Annotated in this window: 11 protein-coding genes and 2 pseudogenes; 6 read left to right on the top strand and 7 right to left on the bottom strand. The window is 49.0% G+C overall.

The window, feature by feature from the left end:
- Positions 1–23: 23 nt before the first annotated feature.
- Complete coding sequence (locus tag HRE53_RS15650) at positions 24–3,647, bottom strand: NB-ARC domain-containing protein (protein WP_235107117.1); 3,624 nt, start codon at positions 3,645–3,647, stop codon at positions 24–26.
- Between the two features lie 183 nt (positions 3,648–3,830).
- On the opposite strand from HRE53_RS15650, the gene HRE53_RS15645 reads away from it, so the two are divergent.
- Positions 3,831–4,928 (top strand): IS630-like element ISAcma41 family transposase, encoded by a 1,098-nt coding sequence (locus tag HRE53_RS15645; protein ID WP_235107116.1) that lies wholly within the window; start codon positions 3,831–3,833, stop codon positions 4,926–4,928.
- Between the two features lie 16 nt (positions 4,929–4,944).
- On the opposite strand, the pseudogene HRE53_RS34910 reads toward HRE53_RS15645, so the two are convergent.
- A pseudogene (locus tag HRE53_RS34910) lies at positions 4,945–5,801 on the bottom strand (aldo/keto reductase).
- Positions 5,802–5,836: 35 nt separating this feature from the next.
- Here HRE53_RS34910 and HRE53_RS15630 point away from each other — a divergent pair.
- Together HRE53_RS15630 and HRE53_RS15625 are read left to right on the top strand one after the other, a co-directional pair.
- Positions 5,837–6,493, top strand: a complete 657-nt coding sequence (locus HRE53_RS15630) for a TIGR02281 family clan AA aspartic protease (protein WP_212664250.1) — start codon at positions 5,837–5,839, stop codon at positions 6,491–6,493.
- Positions 6,494–6,553: 60 nt separating this feature from the next.
- Positions 6,554–8,075: pseudogene (locus HRE53_RS15625) on the top strand (SagB/ThcOx family dehydrogenase).
- Between the two features lie 33 nt (positions 8,076–8,108).
- On the opposite strand, the gene HRE53_RS15620 reads toward HRE53_RS15625, so the two are convergent.
- Entirely contained in the window at positions 8,109–8,807 is a 699-nt protein-coding gene (locus HRE53_RS15620) for an HAD family phosphatase (protein WP_212664248.1), read from the bottom strand.
- 276 nt (positions 8,808–9,083) lie between these two features.
- Here HRE53_RS15620 and HRE53_RS15615 point away from each other — a divergent pair, with 276 nt between their 5' ends.
- Positions 9,084–9,395 (top strand): DUF6679 family protein, encoded by a 312-nt coding sequence (locus HRE53_RS15615; protein ID WP_212664247.1) that lies wholly within the window; start codon positions 9,084–9,086, stop codon positions 9,393–9,395.
- Here the strand turns inward: HRE53_RS15615 and HRE53_RS15610 are convergent.
- Positions 9,392–11,101: an MBL fold metallo-hydrolase gene (locus tag HRE53_RS15610; RefSeq protein ID WP_235107113.1), complete on the bottom strand. Its 1,710-nt coding sequence runs from the start codon at positions 11,099–11,101 to the stop codon at positions 9,392–9,394. The genes HRE53_RS15615 and HRE53_RS15610 overlap by 4 nt on opposite strands.
- A gap of 237 nt (positions 11,102–11,338) precedes the next feature.
- Between HRE53_RS15610 and HRE53_RS15605 the strand changes: the two genes are divergently transcribed.
- Positions 11,339–11,770, top strand: coding sequence for a hypothetical protein (locus HRE53_RS15605; RefSeq protein WP_212664245.1), 432 nt, complete (start codon positions 11,339–11,341; stop codon positions 11,768–11,770).
- 371 nt (positions 11,771–12,141) lie between these two features.
- Here HRE53_RS15605 and HRE53_RS15600 read toward each other — a convergent pair whose 3' ends face one another.
- The 3 genes from HRE53_RS15600 to HRE53_RS15590 form a co-directional block, all read right to left on the bottom strand.
- Complete coding sequence (locus HRE53_RS15600) at positions 12,142–12,798, bottom strand: hypothetical protein (RefSeq protein WP_235107112.1); 657 nt, start codon at positions 12,796–12,798, stop codon at positions 12,142–12,144.
- A 231-nt stretch (positions 12,799–13,029) separates the two neighbouring features.
- Complete coding sequence (locus HRE53_RS15595; protein ID WP_235107111.1) at positions 13,030–16,746, bottom strand: hydantoinase B/oxoprolinase family protein; 3,717 nt, start codon at positions 16,744–16,746, stop codon at positions 13,030–13,032.
- Positions 16,747–16,883: 137 nt separating this feature from the next.
- Complete coding sequence (locus HRE53_RS15590; protein ID WP_235107110.1) at positions 16,884–17,747, bottom strand: DUF3616 domain-containing protein; 864 nt, start codon at positions 17,745–17,747, stop codon at positions 16,884–16,886.
- A gap of 198 nt (positions 17,748–17,945) precedes the next feature.
- On the opposite strand from HRE53_RS15590, the gene HRE53_RS15585 reads away from it, so the two are divergent.
- A complete protein-coding gene (locus HRE53_RS15585; RefSeq protein WP_235107109.1) occupies positions 17,946–19,058 on the top strand; it encodes a hypothetical protein in 1,113 nt (370 codons plus the stop codon).
- Position 19,059 lies beyond the last annotated feature (1 nt).

The raw sequence follows: 19,059 nt of genomic DNA, 5'->3' as shown, positions 1-19,059 counted from the left end.
GAGCCCCACCCTCAGAGATGAGATTATCCGGCTGATGGGAACTGACCATCAATCGCCCCCAAAGTTTGCAAGGTAATCCGCTGGGCAGTGGTTAACCCTTGGGCACCAGTAATATCCATGCCTTCATAGAGCCGAGCCGTCAATACCGTCAAACAGTCTCCAGTCTGGATATCCCACACCCGCACAGACTGATCTTGAGAACCACTGACAAGATATTGACCATCAGGGCTGAAGGCCACTGAACAGACCAACTGAGTATGGCCACATAAGGTTCTCAGGCATTCCCCTGTTTGGATATCCCACAGCTTAATCGTGTGATCGTGCGAACCAGAGGCCAAAATAGAGGGCTGGCCAGCACCACTCGGACCAAAGACAACGGCAAAAATCCAGCTCTCATGGTCTGTCAAGGTTTGCAGGCATTCTCCGGTATCGACTTGCCAAAGTTTGACGGTATGGTCTTGGGAGCCGCTGGCTAGGATCTGACCATCAGGATGATAGGCGATGGAGTAGATGCGATCGCCATGTCCCTCCAACACCTTGAGACACTCACCCGTTTGCACATCCCAGAGCCGCACCGTTTTATCAGTACTGCCGCTGGCTAAAGATTGACGATCTGGACTAAAGGCCACCGACCAGACCTGCCCCCTGTGCCCTTGCAGCACCTGCTGACATTGCCCCGTTTCCACAGACCATAGGCGCACATCTGGATCACCACCGCCACTGGCAAACCAGCCCTCTTGTCCCGAGATAGAAGACCAAGCAACGGCAAATACCCAATCTGGGTGATCATAAAAGGTTTGCTCACACCGTCCCGTTTGACAGTTCCAGATACGAACCGTCTGATCCGTGCCGCCACTAATCAGATACTGGCCATCATCGCTAAAGGCAAGGGACCGAACGACGGCACGATGATCACGCAGGGTCACAGTAGTGGTTTGCTGCTGCCAGTCCCATAGGTGAATGACGGAATCGCCGCTGCTGCTAGCAATCAGTTTTCCCTGGGGATGAAAAGCCACGGGCAAAGCCCAATCCGTATGGCCTTCCCAGGTTCTCAAGCACTGGGTGGTTTGCCAATTCCACAGCCGTACGGTTTGGTCGAGGGTAACACAGGCCAGAGTTTGTCCATCGGGATGGAAGGCCAGGGAGAAAATCTGGTTGGTATGCCCCTGTAGGGTGCGCAAGCACTGATCGGCTTGGCAATCCCACAGCTTTACAGTTTGATCACCGCTACCGCTGGCCAAAATAGGAGCCGTCGGACTAAACGCCACCGAATAGACTCCACTCCGATGTCCTTCGTAGGTTTGCAAACAGAGGGCGGTTTGGAGGTCCCACAGCTTAACTGTGCCGTCATCGCTGCCGCTCGCCAGATAGTCTCCGGCATGGCTAAAGGCGACAGAACGAACCCGTCCATGATGGCCTTTCCCCGTTTGCAGACATGCACCGGTCGCCAGATCCCAAATTTTAATGGTCTGATCTTCACTGCCGGTCACCATTACAGCGGGAGGGAGCTGCTCCGATTGAGACCCACGTTGGTGGGGCATTGCTACAGCTCGAATCCAGCCTTGATGACCTTCACAGGTCAGCAGACATTGTCCTGAATGGGTTTGCCAGAGTTTGGCGGTACCATCCCCACTGCCACTGGCGAGGAGGGTACCATCATGATTAAAGGCCACAGAAAAGACCTCATGGGTATGGTCCACCAGAGTCCGTAAGCATCTACCCGTGGACACCTGCCAGAGCTTAACGGTGTGATCGGCGCAGGCACTAGCCAATAAATATCCTTCACCTTGAATCTCCGACGGTTGGGGCGAGAAGGCAATGGCCCGAATCCAATTTTGATGGCCTTGGCAAAGGGTGACTTGCTGCCCCGTTTTGACTGTCCAGAGCCGGATATTGTAGTTATTGTCGCAGGTGGCCAATAGCTTGCCATCAGGACTGAAGGTCGCCGCCAGAATATTGCCCAGAATCTCTGTAAAGACCGTTCGACTTAAATCGGCATTCTTAAAATTGACTTGAGCAAGATTCTCACCCTGCAAATTGGCCTGCCAAACCGTTAGGGACGAAAAATCATAGCCGCTTAAATCCATCTCTAGCCGCTGCAGTACATGCAAAATATTACCGGCGATGTAGGCCGTATCCTGGCAGGGCTGTCCATGTAAAGGCGCTAATAGTTGCTGGCAATGGGATTCAATAGTCGCTCTTGTCCCCAGTGAATCCAGCAGTTTATTTGTAATCGGCTGGAGAATCAGGAACTCTTGGGCGTGGCGAATATAGTCCTGGGCTTGAGCTTGGACCAATGCATGAGTCCTGAGCAAATTAGGAGCCCCATCGACCATCTCTTGGGTGACCCATTCAATCAGCTCCCGGGTCACAAACTCCATGACAACGGGCTGTTGAGTAAAGCCAGTTCTCGTTTTTTCGATCAAGGAGCGACGCTGCAAAGACACCAGTACAGGCATCAGGTCATTGAGGGCTACATTTTTAACCAGATTCGCTTTGAGATCGGCAAAGGAGAGGGGCTCTCGATTAATGGCCAGCCAATACATCACCTCTTGCTCACAGGCCGTCAGCCGTCCAAACTGGCGAGCCAGCAGATCGCGAATATCGTCAAAAATAAATGGGCCTTGCTGAACAAAGGCTAAAAACTGGCCAATATCGCTGTCAAAATAGTCTCTGATAGCCGAAGCAACGATTTTAATGGCAAGGGGATTGCCCGCATAGCGCTGGATAACGACGTGCCAATCCTGTTCCTGAGCTACATATTGGCCTTTGGTCTGAAACAGCTCTCGTCCTTCCCCTAAAGGCAAGCCTTCTAAACGCAAGCATCGAACCGGAAGGTTTAAGCCTTCTTGGGCAATCAGTCCTTGAGGTTGCTCTCGGGAGGTTAATAGTAAACAGCTTGGATGGGCCGTTTCTCCGATCCACCGAAAGAATTCTCCATAGCCTTCATACCCGGCTAAATATCGACTCTGGTGATCGCCCCCCTGCAAAATGGATTCGGCATTATCCAGGACAATCAAACAGCGTGCATTGCGTAGATAGGTCATCAAATGCCGCAGGCGCTGCTCGTTGTCGGGAAATTGCGCCGTTTCTTGCTGACAGCTAAAAAACTGAATCAGTTCCGTCAGCAGCTGCTCCAAAGACGGGGCATTACGAAGACTACGCCAGATTACCCACTCAAACTCTTGGGTCAGGCTATAGGACAGGTTGGCGGCTAAAGCCGTTTTACCCATTCCCCCCATCCCCAACACCATAATCAAGCGACAGTGATCCTGGAGCATCCAGTCACTCATCAATTGCAGCTCAGGCAAGCGACCATAAAAGTCGTTGATGGCGGGGGCATCTCCCCAATCTTGCCGGGTCAGGCTGGGCGGTTTGGCCGGGGTTAGAGAAGGCGCAGATGCTGCTTCATCTGTAGGGTTGTCTTCCGGCTCAGCCACGTCTTGCCAAGGGACTCCTACCGCCTCGCAGATGGCAACAAAGGCTTCGCTGCGGATCGCCGCCCCGGACCAAAAGCGATTGAGAGTAGATCGGGACGTATAGGAGACGCGGCACCAAGCCGATGAGGTTTTATTCCATCGCTTAATCCGTCGGGCCCGATCAATGAGCGTTAGTCCCCACTCAGAGGCTTTAAGGGAATCGGCCATCCTTAGCTTCCCTGGTTAGAACCCTGCCGACTTTTGAAGTGAAATACAGACTGTCTCATCAAACGACCCTCGTCTCACCTGCACCATGGCTATGCTAAACCGAAAGGTGGAAGTCTTTGGCTATCTTCCTCAGAAGTCTTTATACTGCGGACGACTTGCGGCTTAACATTGTAGTGGAGAGATTTGGCAGACTGGGAGTATCCCTCAACCGACTCCCCTAGTTGCATGATTAAAATTGATTTCACCGCAGAGGAAATCCAACACCTCAATTACGAACGCTATCATCACCCTCACCCACGGGTGCAGCGACGGATGGAAGTGCTCTACTTGAAAAGTCAGGGTCTTCCTCATGCCCAGATTTGTCAGCTTTGTCAGATTAGTCGTCCGACCTTAGCTAAAACCCTTCGTCTGTATCAACAAGGCGGAATTGAAGGGTTGAAAACCCTGGAATACAAAGGTCAATCCAGTTCACTCAACGCTCATAGCGATAGTGTGAGAGCCTATTTTGAGCAACACCCGCCCCGCACCAGTGCAGAAGCCCAAGCAGTCATTGAACAATTGACAGGCATTAAGCGTTCTCCAACCCAGATCAAAGCCTTCCTCAAACGCATTGGTTGTCGCTATCGAAAAGTGGGGTATGTGCCGGGAAAGTCGAGTCTGCCCGAGAAAATTGAGGAGCAAGAGCAGTTTCGACAAACTCGCCTTGAACCCTTGTTAGAGGAAGCTCAACGCCAAGAGTGTCTTGTCTTTTTTGTGGATGCTGCTCATTTTGTTCACCGGGCTTATCTGGGGTTTCTCTGGTGCCTTCGTCGGATCTTCATCCCGTCTCCTTCTGGCCGTCAACGATTCAATGTTCTGGGTGCACTCAACGCTGTCACCAAAGAAGTCACCAGTATCACCAACCACACCTACATCAACTCTCATAGCATGTGTCTGTTGCTAGCCAAGCTGGCACTACTCGACCCAGTCATACCCATCAGCGTCATTTTAGACAATGCCCGATATCAAAAATGCCAGCTGGTGACTGACTTTGCTGAGATCGTCGATATTGAGTTAGTCTATTTGCCCTCCTATTCACCCCATTTGAATTTGATTGAACGGCTTTGGCGCTTTGTGCGCAAGGAATGTCTCTACTCGAAGTATTATTCGGATTTTCACTCTTTCAAAGGGGCCATTCAACAGTGCATTGACCAATGCAATACAGAGCATAAGGCGAAACTAACCAGTCTGCTCTCACTCAAGTTTCAGTCTTTCCAGAAAGTTAATATCTTAGCCGTCTAGAGTATAGATGCCAGGGCTACCATGTCCACATCACTGGGTTGTTATCTAGATGATCCGTCACAGTACGGCCAATCTGATCCATTGCTGTCAAATCCTCGGCGGATAAGGTCTGATAACCTGCCTGGGCATTTTCTTGGGCTTGCTCAGGATGTCTAGCCCCAGCGATCGCAACGGTCTGGGGCTGAGCTATCAGCCATGCCAGGGCCAGTTGGCCTAAGGTCATCTGATTCCGCACAGCGATAGGTCGTAGCTGATCCAAAGCCTGTTGAGCCCGATCATAATGCTCTCCGTGAAACAGCTTATTGGCCCCTCGATTATCCCCTTCAGGGAACTGGTGTCCTGGACCAAAACGACCTGTGAGCAATCCCTGAGCCATGGATGAGTAAGCCAAAATTGAAATCTTATGCTCCACACAATAGGCTTGAAGCTCGGCTTCTGCCCATCGCCAAAACAGGGAATAGGGAGGTTGGATGCTGTCGATGCGGCCATATTGAGCCGTTTCCATCAGCTGGGCTTTGGAAAAATTAGACACTCCAATTGCTCAAATTTTGCCTAATTCCTGGAGGTGGTTGAGGGCCGCCATCGTATCGAAAATGGGCACCACTTCCGTGTCAGGTTAGCAAAGACCTTGGAAGCGTATACGAGTTGCGATCGCTGCCCCGAGACCGCCTTGGCAATCATTTGCTCAGAATGCCCATCCCCATAAATCTCCGCCGTATCAAGGGTCGTAATACCAGCATCCACCGCTGCTTGAATCGTGCGGATGGTTTCGGCATTATCAATGTCGACCCACCATCGTTTGCCCGCTTGCCAGGTCCCCATAATGATTGGGGTAACCTGAATAGTAGTACTTCCCAACCATCGAGTTTCCATTTCTGCCCTCTCTCAACGCTGCCACTCCCCCATTTATGAAGGTTTCTATCCCGGTTCTCTGTTTCAGTCTGCTTTTTACCCTAACGCCATTCTCAGCCAAGGCTCAATCCAGTGTTGCGGGTCTTAATCAACAATTACAAGATTCAGTCAATCGTCAAAACTGGTCTCAAGCGATTCAGGTGATCGACCAGCTGATTCCCCTGGCACCGGGGCAAGCCCCTCAACTCAAGCAGTACCGCAGTCAGCTCAAGCAGCTCCAGCAGACAGGTTTTAAGGGCAGCTCCCCTCAGCCTGCATCGGCCAAAAAAGCCACGAGCAAGGTAGGACTCGTCCCCATCAAGCGACGGTCCGGAGGCGTAGCGATTGTAGATGTGAAATTTAATAGTCGCCGTTCCTTTGAAATGTTGGTGGACTCTGGCGCTAGCAGAACCGTCATTACTCGCCCCATGGCCAAAGCCCTTGGGATTGGCACCTCCGATGTTGTGGGTACCTTCGGAGCTTCTACGGCTAATGGCTATGCTGAATTTCCGATTGTTTATGTCAAGGCTATGGAAGTGGGAGGCTTAAAAAGCTACCAAGTGCCAGTCGCCGTGGCTGGGCCTGACATGGACATGGGTTTACTGGGCCAAGATTTTCTCCAAAAGTATGATTTCACCTTTCGCGGAAATCAGATCGAATTTCACAAGCGGTAGGCAATGCTTAAATGGGTGTGCCAGGATTGAAGGTGCATTGTTTACCCTTTTTCTAGCCTTATGGCAGATGTCCTTAGCATTACCCAGCATTACCATCAACGGACAAAATATGATCCAGAGACCCTCTCCAAACAGGGACGCTCACTGGATTTCAGCCAACAGCCTAGTCCGTTCAAGGACTATAAGTTGGGCACCACCATTGGGCTCAAAAAATATTTAGAGCAAGGGGTCGACGCCTCCCAAATCCAGTGGCAGCGGCTCTCTCGCCTGCTGTACTGTAGCTACGGCATCACCGCCGTTATCCCCTACCCCGACCACCCCCTCTACTTGAGGACAGCCCCATCCGCAGGGGGCTTATATCCAGCGGAACTCTATGTGATTGCGGGAGAAGGAACTATCCTGCCTGCTGGCCTCTATAACTACCAGGTTCGCACCCATTCCTTATTACGGTTCTGGGACAGCCATGTGTGGTCGGCCCTAGAATCGGCTTGTCTTTGGCATCCTGCCTTGGCTAAAACCCAATTGGCTGTAGTGGTAACCGCTGTTTTTCAGCGGTCTGCCTGGCGGTATGAAGATCGCGCCTATCGGCGGATCTGCCTGGATAGTGGTCATTTACTGGGCAATATTGAGTTAGCCGCTTCAATTTGTGATTATAAAGCCCACTTGATTGGCGGCTTTGTCGATCAGCCCTTCAATCAGCTCCTGTATCTCGACTCAGATCAAGAAGGTGTGGTCGCAGCTTTCGCCTTAGCAGATTTACTGGAGGCCGACCAAAACTTACCCCCCTTCACCCACCCTTTTGCCCTCTCCCACAGTGGAAGATTTTCCCAAGTTACCGGATGGCGAGCTACTCTCTTATACCCATACAGCCACCAGTATTGCTGCCGATGACATTACCTATAACAACCTACTACCTGCCACGACCAAAGAAGATAAATACAATTTCCCCTTTTGTTTGAAAGTGCCCCTATCGAATACTCCCGTAGACTGGGGGGCAGACTTAATTGACTTAAAGGAAAGCATTCTCAAGCGCCGATCCACCCGCAAATTTACGGGGGATCCTCTGAGTTTAGACACCTTAAGTGGCCTGCTCAGTTTTACCTATTGTCCAGAGAACTACCAAGAGCAAGGATTGGATGGCGATCCAGGCTTTTTCGATTTAGGACTGATCCAAACCTTTATCGCTGTTTTAGATATCACCAATTTAGATACGGGCTGTTACTACTATGCAGTGCAGGCCCAAGAGTTGCGCCAAATTCGGTTTAAGAACTTCCGACGAGAATCCCACTATCTGTGTTTAGGCCAGGATTTAGGCCGAGATGCTGCCGCCATTGTGTTTCATACCGCCGATTTGCAAAGTGCGATCGCACGCTACGGTGATCGAGCCTATCGCTATCTCCATATGGATGCGGGGCATCTTGGGCAGCGTTTAAATCTCGCCGCAACTCACCTAGGAGTGGGGGTCAGCGGTATCGGCGGCTTCTTTGACGATCAGGTGAACGAGGTCTTAGGCATTCCCGAGGAAGAAGCCGTCCTCTACATTACGACCCTAGGAAAACCACCCCCTCCCCCTCAGGAGTAATCGAGGGTTTCGACTGCCCTCAGGCCAGGGAGCTTAACGGGCAAAAATAGTCTGGATTCGGTCTAGCTCAATTTGGTGCAGATAATCAACACACCAATTCGCCTGACGTTGCAGCATGTGGAACGGCAAGGTATGAGCCACTCCCACAACGGGAATTTGGGCCTGTTTTGCCGCCTGAATGCCTGCAAAGCTATCCTCAATCGCCAAGCAGTCACAAGGGTCTAAATCCAAGGTGGGGAACTTGCGATTGAGCCGCTTAATCGCCAATTGATAGCCAGCTGGATCGGGCTTACTTTTTTTGACATCTTCCGAGGTGACGGTAATCGGAAATGCATCCTCCAGGGACATGTGCTTTAAAACCATCTGCACCTCCGCCCGTAGCGCTCCACTGACAATCGCCAGGGTCAGTCCCGCGTCTAGAAATTCTCCAATCAGCTCTATTACGCCTTCAAAAATCGGTAGGTTTTCCAAGGACTCTACATATTGACGGTAAGCCTTCGCTTTAAAAGACAACAGCCGCCGCAGCTGAAACTGATTGAGGGGCTGCTCCATACTGGCAAATAGATCTTGAAAGCAGGCCCGATCCGTTCGTCCCAAGCAGTGCAGTTGCAGCTCTTCTTGGGTGAGGGGTAGATCTTCTTGCTCCATCATCTCCCAAATAATCTGCTGATGAATGCGCTCGTCATCTAGCACAACACCATTGAAATCAAATAAAACTGCCTTTAGGGGCATGGAAGCCTATCAAAATTACAATAACCAAACCGCAGCAATTGCTGCTAAACTCGTTTCAATTTCGCGGTACTAGCAAACCGATTCAGGCAATGGGATCGCAAGCTTGTTTCTTAAATGCCTACTCAGGCGTGATCCGAGTTAATAGACTACACTGGATTGAACAGTAACGCAAAGTCGGATATGGAGGAAACGGAGTCAAATTTATGACTCGGCTGCTTACTATCTTTGATCCTCTAATATGTCCGCTGTTTGAACGTTGTTTTGGAGAGGCTACTTATGCTAGACCGCAAGATCTACCAACTCTACAATAACGGTCAAGAAGTCTGGCTCTACTTACGGGACCAGCAGCGCTGGTTGGATCGTGCCCGCATTACCGGTCTAGATGGCGATATCGTCACTATTCGCTATGAGACCGAAGAAGATGATGAAATTTGTGCCTGGGAAGACATGGTCCGCATCGAAAGTATTGGTGCCGTAACAACCCGCCTGGCAGCGGTTCCCAAACATAATGTTGAACCGATGGTCTCGGATGACTGTCCCGAAGCCGAACAACTGCCCAACCCACACCCCGACAATAATTCAGACTAGAAATCCATCACTTCGTCTTCAAGGTCTTCTGTCAGCACGGGATCTGACCTATCACCCATAGGAGCATAGACCGGACAGGTTCCCTGGGGAGAAACCTTAAAACCATACAGAGCGGATTCTGTCTGCCAACAGCGTTGGTTTCGATAGTAATGGCAGTTGGCACAGCAATTGCGATCCGTAGGGTGTTGGCTGGCACTACTGCGTAATGTTTCTGCCTGGGACAAGCCCCGAATGACGAGTTGATGCCCCTGCCAAACCGCCTCAATTAATCCAGTATCCGCAAAGGTCTGCCAGCGCGGGTCTTCGAGAATATCAGCGCCTAAGCTAAGGGTGGCCGATAACGCTGACTCTACGAGTTCACCTCCATAAGTTTGCAGGGGCGGAGCAAAGGTCTCTTGGGGTAGAGGGACATTATCCTCTACCCCCACTTCCAGTCGTTCTCCTGGTATCAGGGGATGGAGCTGATAGCGATTCTGTAGATCTGGGACCTGAGTTAAATCTTCAACCACTAAAGGTGAGCGGTGATAGAACGCCACATGGTGAGGACGACTGTTATGAATCAACTGAGTAGTACTAGAACCATCACAGGCTTGGGCCAGCAGAAAGGTCTGTGTCTGCCAAGAAGCCGGGAGGCTTACCTCGTCCCACCGGATCTCAGCGTGTTCTCGCAATGCTTGGGGAGATTCAGGGGGAATGGGGTCTAGGACCAGCACTCGATCTCCCAGCACCTGGGCATATTGCCCTAGGTTTGTTTGATGGTGCACGAGGAGAATACAAGGTAATTGAGCAATCGCTCCTAGCGGTTGGACCTGCAGCCGCCCAGTGGCTTGCCAAAACAAAGACTGTTGCCGGGCAAAATTCTGAATACTGGCAGGTAGCACAGGCAGAATCTGGCTATAGGCATCACATCCTTGCGCCACCGTCTCATCGACCCAAATCGTAACTTTCTGGCGGATGAACTCTGCATTCGTCCGTAATAACATCAAAATCTCTTGTCCCAGCCCCAATTGAGGCACAGGTATGACGACGGATTGTTGGGCCGTTAACGCCTGGAGCAAGGTTTGAACCAACTCACTTTCTTGCTGTTTTCGGGGGGGATGTTGCAGGGTGCCATAGCCCCCCTTGAGGATTAACCAATCAATCGTGCGGCCTTTGAGATTGGAAGTCGACAAAGCAGGAGCAAACCGAGTATGGGTTAAATAAAAATCCCCGGTATAGGCAACGGTATAGGATTCCGCTATCTCGGCATCAGCCTTCGCAGTATAGGTGAGTAGGCAGATTGCTGCTCCGGGCATTTGACCGGCAAGAACCAGCTCTAAGGTCAAGTCTGGAGCCAAGTCAAACGGCGTATTCCAAGCAATAATGTCACACTCGGATACCCATTGATCAGAATAAAGGTGACTCAATATCTGCTGAGTTTCGATGCTCGTATAGATCGGCATCTCGGGAAAGCTTTGGCGCAACTCTCCTAACCCACGCATGTGATCAGCATGAGCTTGTGAACATAAGACAAAATCTGCAGGTTGCTGCGGAGAAGCAGGTTGTTCTACAACGGCATCGGGCTGCCCTTCATCTGCCTGTAAGCCAGATATATCTGTTAATCCACAGTCCAACAAAATTCGATAGGGTCCGAGCTTGAGTCCTAGGCAAACACCGGTCTGTGGATCCACACCATAGGGAAAACATTCAACTGGCACTGGAGACATAAGTTTCGAAGCTTGCACTGCTTATCAATCAAGGCTTTCCAGCCATAGACAAAAGACTCAGACCCCATTTTCTTAATGGCCCCTGCATATCGCTCCCAAAACACAAATTGGTATCACTTGGACCTCTTTACAAATTTTTGCTCTTGCCCCAACTAGTCCACGGGATACTCAAAATATACTGTTTAAGCTTTAACTTATTTCTCTCACGGTTAGCCAATTCGTGATTTATCCACTGATATGAAACAAGTCACCATACAATTCCCTAGTTATATAGACAGGTGTGTGGGGTTTACAGTGCCAGAAAATGGTCAGTTTTACGTGGTTTCATTTAATGCTCTTGTTTATTATCAACTGGATAATGGCGTTATGAGAGAAATTGATCAAGCATGGGACTTGCAAGAGAAGGCAAATATTATTCTCTTAGAAGGACATAAGATTCCATTCATCGGCTTATGGGGTGGTTCTCCAATTCATAAACGAGAAGGTATTGGAGAATTACGGTTACACAATAGTATTGCCTCACTCATCCATGAGCATGGAGAAGTGGGCATATGGAAGTTTGAGAATTTCTCTGGTGATTGGGAGCAAATCACATTTGATCGCTATCGCAATGCTTTCCTCTTCGGTGCTCCCTATGATTTTGACTATCGATACGTATCTATCACCTAATTCCATCGTACAAACACATACTGGAGTCGCACTCTCCAATGCAGCAACTCAAGCTGCCTGAGCATTCAAACAATGGACCAGTAAAGTCTTCGCAGGTTTTAACAATATGCGCATGAGGCAAAATATTGATCCAAATCGTGCACGGTAATTTTACGACATGAGATAAGAATGCTTGGGGTGCAAATCAAGTAGGGAAAGGTTTCTCACCCCATCTAGCTACAGTCTGTCCTTCGGTAATGAGTCCTTAAAAATCCAACCATTCAGCGAGGTTCACATGGGGAATCATCTTGTTCACCCCTATTCATCGCCATTCACAAAAAATCGATGGTTTGCCATATCCTCCATGCTCCACGGATTCACGAAAACTCCACTTAATTAAAAGACGGAGGCGATAGCATCCTGCTAGGTGGACTATATGGACTAGGCCACAACACTAAACGGCACCAGACATTCCGTTCTGGATCCTGTATACGCGGACCTAAATCTTCCAGGTCATCTTCATCCTCTAGTTCATCTTCATCTTCTGCTATTGACCAATGCGTTAGGGTATAGCTCTCATCAAGAGTGTCTAGAAATCCCAAATAAAACCGCAAACGATAGATATCTGGCGCAATATAGATCGGTTTGGCAACATCGTGATCCATCAGTCCATGAAGATAAAGTTCTCCATTCGATAAATCAAAACTCACTTCGGCAATATAAAACCAGTTTGATAAATTCTGCTCGTCTAGATCCTCAGGTGGTGCATCCCACAGTTCTAGGCGTAGAGGAAAGTCAATCTCATCACAGGCGACATAAAGACAAATCGCTTGACTCGCAATCGTCATTCCTTTCAGACGTTCATAAGCAATCTTCTGGGGAGGGATTAGCTCTTGAAACTCTTCAACAACTGAGTTTGAACCTCTGCTTTGTTGGGGAATATCGTAAAAGCTGGGCAGCGGTGGTAGTTCTGCAGTTCGATGATTGGAAAGATAGATAGTATAAAGCTCAGAGTCAATATTAAAAAATTCTTCTCTAAGTTGCACCATACTTCATAGATTTAAACGCCGAAGTTTCTCACAATGAATGATGAGATTTTTCCGAACATTGAATTTAATGTCGTAAATATTACAATTTTGTATACATCGTTTTAGAATAGCCCATTTTTTTTCCCCCCATTCTGTGGAAATTTATGGGTCTTGTAAATACATTATTTTTCGAAAAACAATCTGGATTGCGAACTTTCTACTAGAACCTTTTAAAAATAGAAGACGGCGATATTAGGTAGAGGTTGTTGAAGGACCATAACCACCACCTCCTGGGGTGAAGATTGCGATCGCATCCCCCGTATCCACTTCTACCGTATCTGTTGCTGCGAGTTCTGCGGTGCTCCCATCTACTCGGATCATTTGATTCAGGCCTGTTTGGCCCGACTCCCCCCCAGCTAAACCAAAGGGTTCCACCTGTCGGCGACCGGACAAAATATTGGCTGTCATTGCCTCTCGAAACTGAATCCGCCGGATCACGCCATTACCCCCACCATACTGCCCCTTCCCGCCACTCTCAGGACGAATCGAAAATTCCTCGACCAACACTGGAAAGCGAAGTTCTAGAACTTCTGGATCCGTCAGGCGAGAGTTGGTCATATGGGTTTGCACCGCATCAGTACCAGCAAAGCCAGGACCCGCCCCCGACCCACCGCAAATGGTTTCGTAGTACTGATATTGCTGATTACCAAAAGTGAAATTGTTCATGGTGCCCTGGGACGCAGCCAGAACGTTCAGGGCCGCATACAATGCATCCGTCACGGCTTGAGACGTTTCCACATTACCGGCCACCACGGCAGCTGGGTAGGTGGGATTGAGTAAACAGCCTGGGGGAACACGGATATCTAAAGGCTTTAGGCAACCTGCATTCAGGGGAATAGGGGTATTAACCAAGGTGCGAAAGACATAGAGAACCGCCGCCTTGCAAACGGCTAGAGGAGCATTGAAATTACTGGGTTGTTGAGGAGAGGTCCCCGCAAAGTCAATAACGGCACTGCGGTCATCAAGATCGAGGGTGACTTGAACCTGAATGATTGCGCCACAATCCATCGGCACCTGATAGGTAGACACAAGACTTTCACCAGCAGCACGCTGGTCACAAAGTTGGGCGATCACTCGACGGACGGCTTGTTCAGCATTGTCTTGGACATGTTGCATATAGGCTTGGACCGTACCAAGGCCAAACTGATCCACCATCCGGTATAGCTCCTGTGCCCCCTTGGTATTGGCGGCAATTTGGGCTTGCAAGTCCGCCAGATTTTGGTCAGGGTTGCGAGCGGGATTTGGGGATTCGGAGATGCGATCGCGCAACCAATCCGCCTGCAATACTCCCTGCTCTACCAGCTTAAAATTGTCCAACAACACTCCCTCTTGGTCTAGGTGGATGCTATGGGGTGGCATCGATCCAGGGGTAATACCGCCAATATCCGCATGATGCCCCCGTGAAGCCACAAAGAAGAGGGGCTGTCCCTCCACAAAAACAGGGGTTATCACTGTAATATCGGGCAGATGGGTACCGCCGTTATAGGGATTATTAGACACAAAAACATCCCCAGGCTGAAAGGGTTCCATCTGATCGGCAATCAGTGCCTGAATGCTCTCTCCCATCGACCCCAAATGCACAGGGATATGGGGGGCATTAGCGACAAGATAACCTTGGCTATCAAAGATAGCGCAAGAGAAATCAAGACGTTCCTTGATATTCACAGACGAGCTAGTATTTTGCAGCGTAAATCCCATCTGTTCCGCGATGGATTGGAACAAGTTATTGAAAATCTCTAGGCGTACCGGATCAGGAGCGGCAGAAGCTGACGGGTCTAAAACATCAACCTGAATTTCCGGTTGTTGGGACTGCTTAGACTGATATTTCAAAACCAATACCCCAGTCTCGGCGATACTGGCAGACCACCCTGGCTCAATCACATTGGTTCCGGTTTGCTCCAAGATCACAGCAGGGCCATCAATCATCGTTCCTGCAGATAAATCCTGGCGCTGAAAAACAGGCGTATCCCACCACTGGTCCTCTGAAAAGAGTGAGATGTTAGGGATCTGCATGGGCAGGGTTGCTTGAGGTTGAGAAGCGGCAACTTTTTCAAAGGCCGCTGTTTTACCCACAGCCTCAGCAGTCATCGTCGCCACCACCAGTCCTTTATTAGTTTGAATCAGACCAAAGCGCTGTTGATACTGCCCCTCGAACTGGGCCTGCATCTCTGCTAAGGAACCGAAGTTGACGATCAGAGAAGAATCAGTGCCTTCATAGCGGAGATGAACTTGTTTCACCACGTCAAAGGTATGGATATCACGAGCCCCCTGCTCTTGTAGCTCGGTTAGTACTGAGTCCCCTAAGCCCTGAATCTCTTCAGTCAACCTTGTCATGCCTTCTGCAGTCAAAGCAATTTCTAGAGATTGCTCCTTCAACACCCGCCGATCTGCCAACCCCATTCCATAGGCCGATAGGACACCTGCATAGGGATGAATCACAATTGTTTTCATGCCCAAGGCTTCTGCTAGCCGACAGGCATGTTGTCCCCCAGCCGCACCAAAACAGCACAGAGCATAGTCACCCACGTCATAGCCCCGCTGCACCGAAATCTTTTTAATGGCATTGGCCATATTATCGATGGCAATCGCCAAAAACCCTGCTGCGACTTGAGCGGCACTGCGTTGGTCCCCTGTCGCAACAGTAATATCTTCTGAGAGGGTAGAAAATCCCTGTTGAACTATCTCTACATCAAGGGGTTGGTTCCCCTCAGTCCCAAAGACCTGGGGGAAAAACTGGGGTTGAATTTTACCCACCATAACGTTGCAGTCCGTCACAGTTAAGGGACCGCCATGACGATAACAGGCCGGCCCTGGATAGGCCCCCGCTGATTCAGGACCGACTTGGTATCGAGCCCCATCAAAATTGAGAATCGAACCACCACCCGCCGCCACCGTATGAATGGCCATCATCGGTGCTCGTAAACGCACTCCGGCTACTTCAGTTTCTAACACCCGTTCATAGGTGCCTTCTCCTTCGCCATTAAAGTGGGCTACATCGGTAGAAGTCCCTCCCATATCGAAGGTAATCAGCTTTTGAAAGCCTGCAGTCAGACAGGTTTGGACCGCTCCAACAATCCCCCCCGCTGGCCCCGACAAAATACTGTCTTTGCCTTGGAAAAACTGAGCAGGAGTTAGTCCCCCACTCGATTGCATAAATAAAAGCTGGGGTTGGGATTCAACCGCAGAGTTCGCAGGTCTAAGCTCCTGCTCAATCCGCTCCACATATCGCCGCAGAATGGGGGATAAATAGGCATCAACAACGGTGGTATCACCTCTACTGACCCATTTGATTAGGGGACTAACCGCGTGGGACATGGAGATTTGGGTAAATCCCACCTGATGTGCCAAGGCTGCTACCTGCTGCTCATGGGCGGGATATCGGTAGCCATGCAGAAATGAGATCGCACAACTCCGAACCCCCAAGTCATAAGCTGTTTGCAAACCTTCTCGGACTTGACTTTCAATCGTTGGGGTAATGGCTGTCAACACCTCCCCCGCCGCCGTAACCCGCTCATCCACTTCCAGAACCTGCTCGTACAGCATTTCTGGTAGCTGAATCTGGCGCGCGAAAATATCGGGACGATTCTGATAGCCAATCCGTAGGCCATCTCGGAATCCCTTAGTGGTGATTAGGAGCGTGCGATCGCCTTTTCGTTCCAATAGAGCATTGGTAGCCACTGTCGTTCCCATCTTGACCACGGCAATTTGGTCTGCAGGAATGGGTTGATCCACAGCAATACCCATCAGCTCTCGAATCCCTTGCAATGGAGCATCAGGATACCAGCCTGGGTTTTCTGATAGTAGTTTATGGAGAACGATGCAGCCGTCAGGCCTTTGGGCCACAATATCCGTAAAGGTTCCTCCCCGATCAATCCAGAATTGCCATGTGCTTAATTCTGTATTGCTCATCTAGCCTGTCTCACCAATGCCTATTTTTTTGACTGCCGACTCGATTGCAGTATCACAATTCCAGCTTAAATAAAGTCGGAGCTCCCTGAGGTGCCCCATCATAAACAATCATGGCAGTCACTTTTTTGCCCTTATTTTCAAGAACAGTAATGCCTTCTGCTTTGGCTTCTGGATATTTTTTTAGGCAAGGGGATCTCACCAATGAGTTGGCAATAATCAGATGTATCTGGCCTGTCTTCTCCAGGAATAGTATCTTCGCCATTCCAAAAATACAGTTGATAAGCCCCCCGACCATCGCCTACCGGGCCTGCAATCAAGAGAAAACCATCCTGTACTCTAGTGATATCCCGAATACCATTCCCATCTAATTGGACATACCGCAATTCATAATCCAGCAAATCATCAAACTCAGTGACCATTACGGGAACATAGTTGCCTCGTAGAACCGGTCCTCGGAAACCCAAATAGAGCTTTTCTTGGTAAATGGCTAATCCTTCTATATCAATTCCGTTCTCTTTACTGGGGATATTGAGAAAGCGATTGAGAATAATATTTTTCTCTAAGACTGTCTTGAGTTGAGTATTCGCGTCTCGCTTTAAAACCTGACCTGTCTTTGGATCTAACTTCAATTTAAAGATTGTATTTTTTCTCGTTTCCGCTATCACCGTTGCCAATCGTTGATGGTTAGCTAAATAGGTTTTTGATGCCTTGATTGTTTTTCGCTTCGATGAATGAGACCCAATCACATATAGTGTCCCATCTTCATCAATAGACATTCCCTCGATATCTATTTCTCCATCTTCCGCATGATCAAGAGATAAAGGAATATCCAACACTAAGCTAAAGTCTTGATCTTCTCTCTTCAGCAGGTTAATGATATTTTGACTTTCATCAGACCCGACCAGCATATAATCTTCAAAATATGCAATAGCACTAACATCTTCTTTCTGATGTATTTCGCCTAAGAATTTTACTTTTTCTATTTTCTTTAAAGTCGCCATAATCCTCCCCAAAAATATACTGTTCAAGATTTACATTCACAGCTATCGCATTACGCGAAGATTATAGGAAATCCAACTGTATCGTATCTGTTGAAATATCGATGCAAGTGCAAGCACACCGATGCATTGAAGAGTAGTGATAAATCATGCAGCTAATGGCCCGGTATTTACCTATATCGACCTATAAATTCGTAGATCATGAATAAAAATACTAATCAGATTCGATGGGAATATGGCAGCGAACTACATTGGCAATCAACCTTAGAGTTACAGTCTCTAGGTGGGGCAGGCACCATACAGGAAATTTTCCCACACTCAAGGCTACATGGTACGGGCTGCTCCGCGATTCGAACAATTCTAAATTACGGCCAAGACACACGCAGTTGGCAAAAGATATGGGTCCCCACCTATTTAATTACTGACGTTATTGCTGCCATCGCAGATAGTGGTCTGGCGATTGAGTATTACCAGGATAATCCTCTGCTCAATTCTCCCGGTTTACCTGAGGGTACTCTTTCTTCTTCTGACGTACTCTTCAGGTTAAATTACTTTGGCTGGAGGGGAACTGAAGCCATTCTTTCCCCCGCTGACACCGGTTGCGACATTATCGAAGATCATTGTCATGATCCAATCGGGCCATGGGCACAAAACAGTCAAGCGACCTATTGCTTAACCACTTTAAGGAAAGTATATCCTCTCCCGGATGGGGCAATTTTATGGTCACCAATGGGCGAAGAGCTACCCAAAGAACCTGAACTGACCGTCAGTCATCTCTCAGCGGTTCAAAATAAGTTGAGTGGCATGTTCTTAAAACAGATTTATTTAAACGGTGGCCCTATCAACAAGGCCGAATTTAGAGAGAAAGCCATTGCTGGAGAGGAAGAGATTGGTGGTGCATGCGGCATTTCAGGGATTTCAGAACTCTCTCGATATTTTTTATCCGTTCTCTCTGTTACTCAACTCAGTCAACGTCGTTTGGATAATTTTCAGACCTTCAATGAACTAGCTACCAATTCGGTTAAGGCCTATATCGAGCAAGGGCAGTTAAAACAGGGCTGCTATCCCTTTTCAATTGTTTTGCGATTTAACAATAGGACGCAACGAGATGATGTTCGCAGTGGTTTGATCCAAGAACACGTTTACCCAGCTATTTTTTGGGATCTCCCGACCGATCTCAATGATGATCAAGGACTCGAATTCTCCTCTACAATGCTGTCCATTCCCTGTGATTTTAGGTATATAGCGGAGGATATTCAGCGATTGGCCAATATTTTAGATAGCGTAATTTCCGCCTGTGGCGATTTCGCCTAAC

The organism is Acaryochloris sp. 'Moss Beach', assembly GCF_021497025.1.
GTDB lineage: Bacteria > Cyanobacteriota > Cyanobacteriia > Thermosynechococcales > Thermosynechococcaceae > Acaryochloris > Acaryochloris marina_A.
The sequence above is the reverse complement of the archived record's forward strand: the minus strand, read 5'-3'. Positions and strand labels throughout refer to the sequence as shown.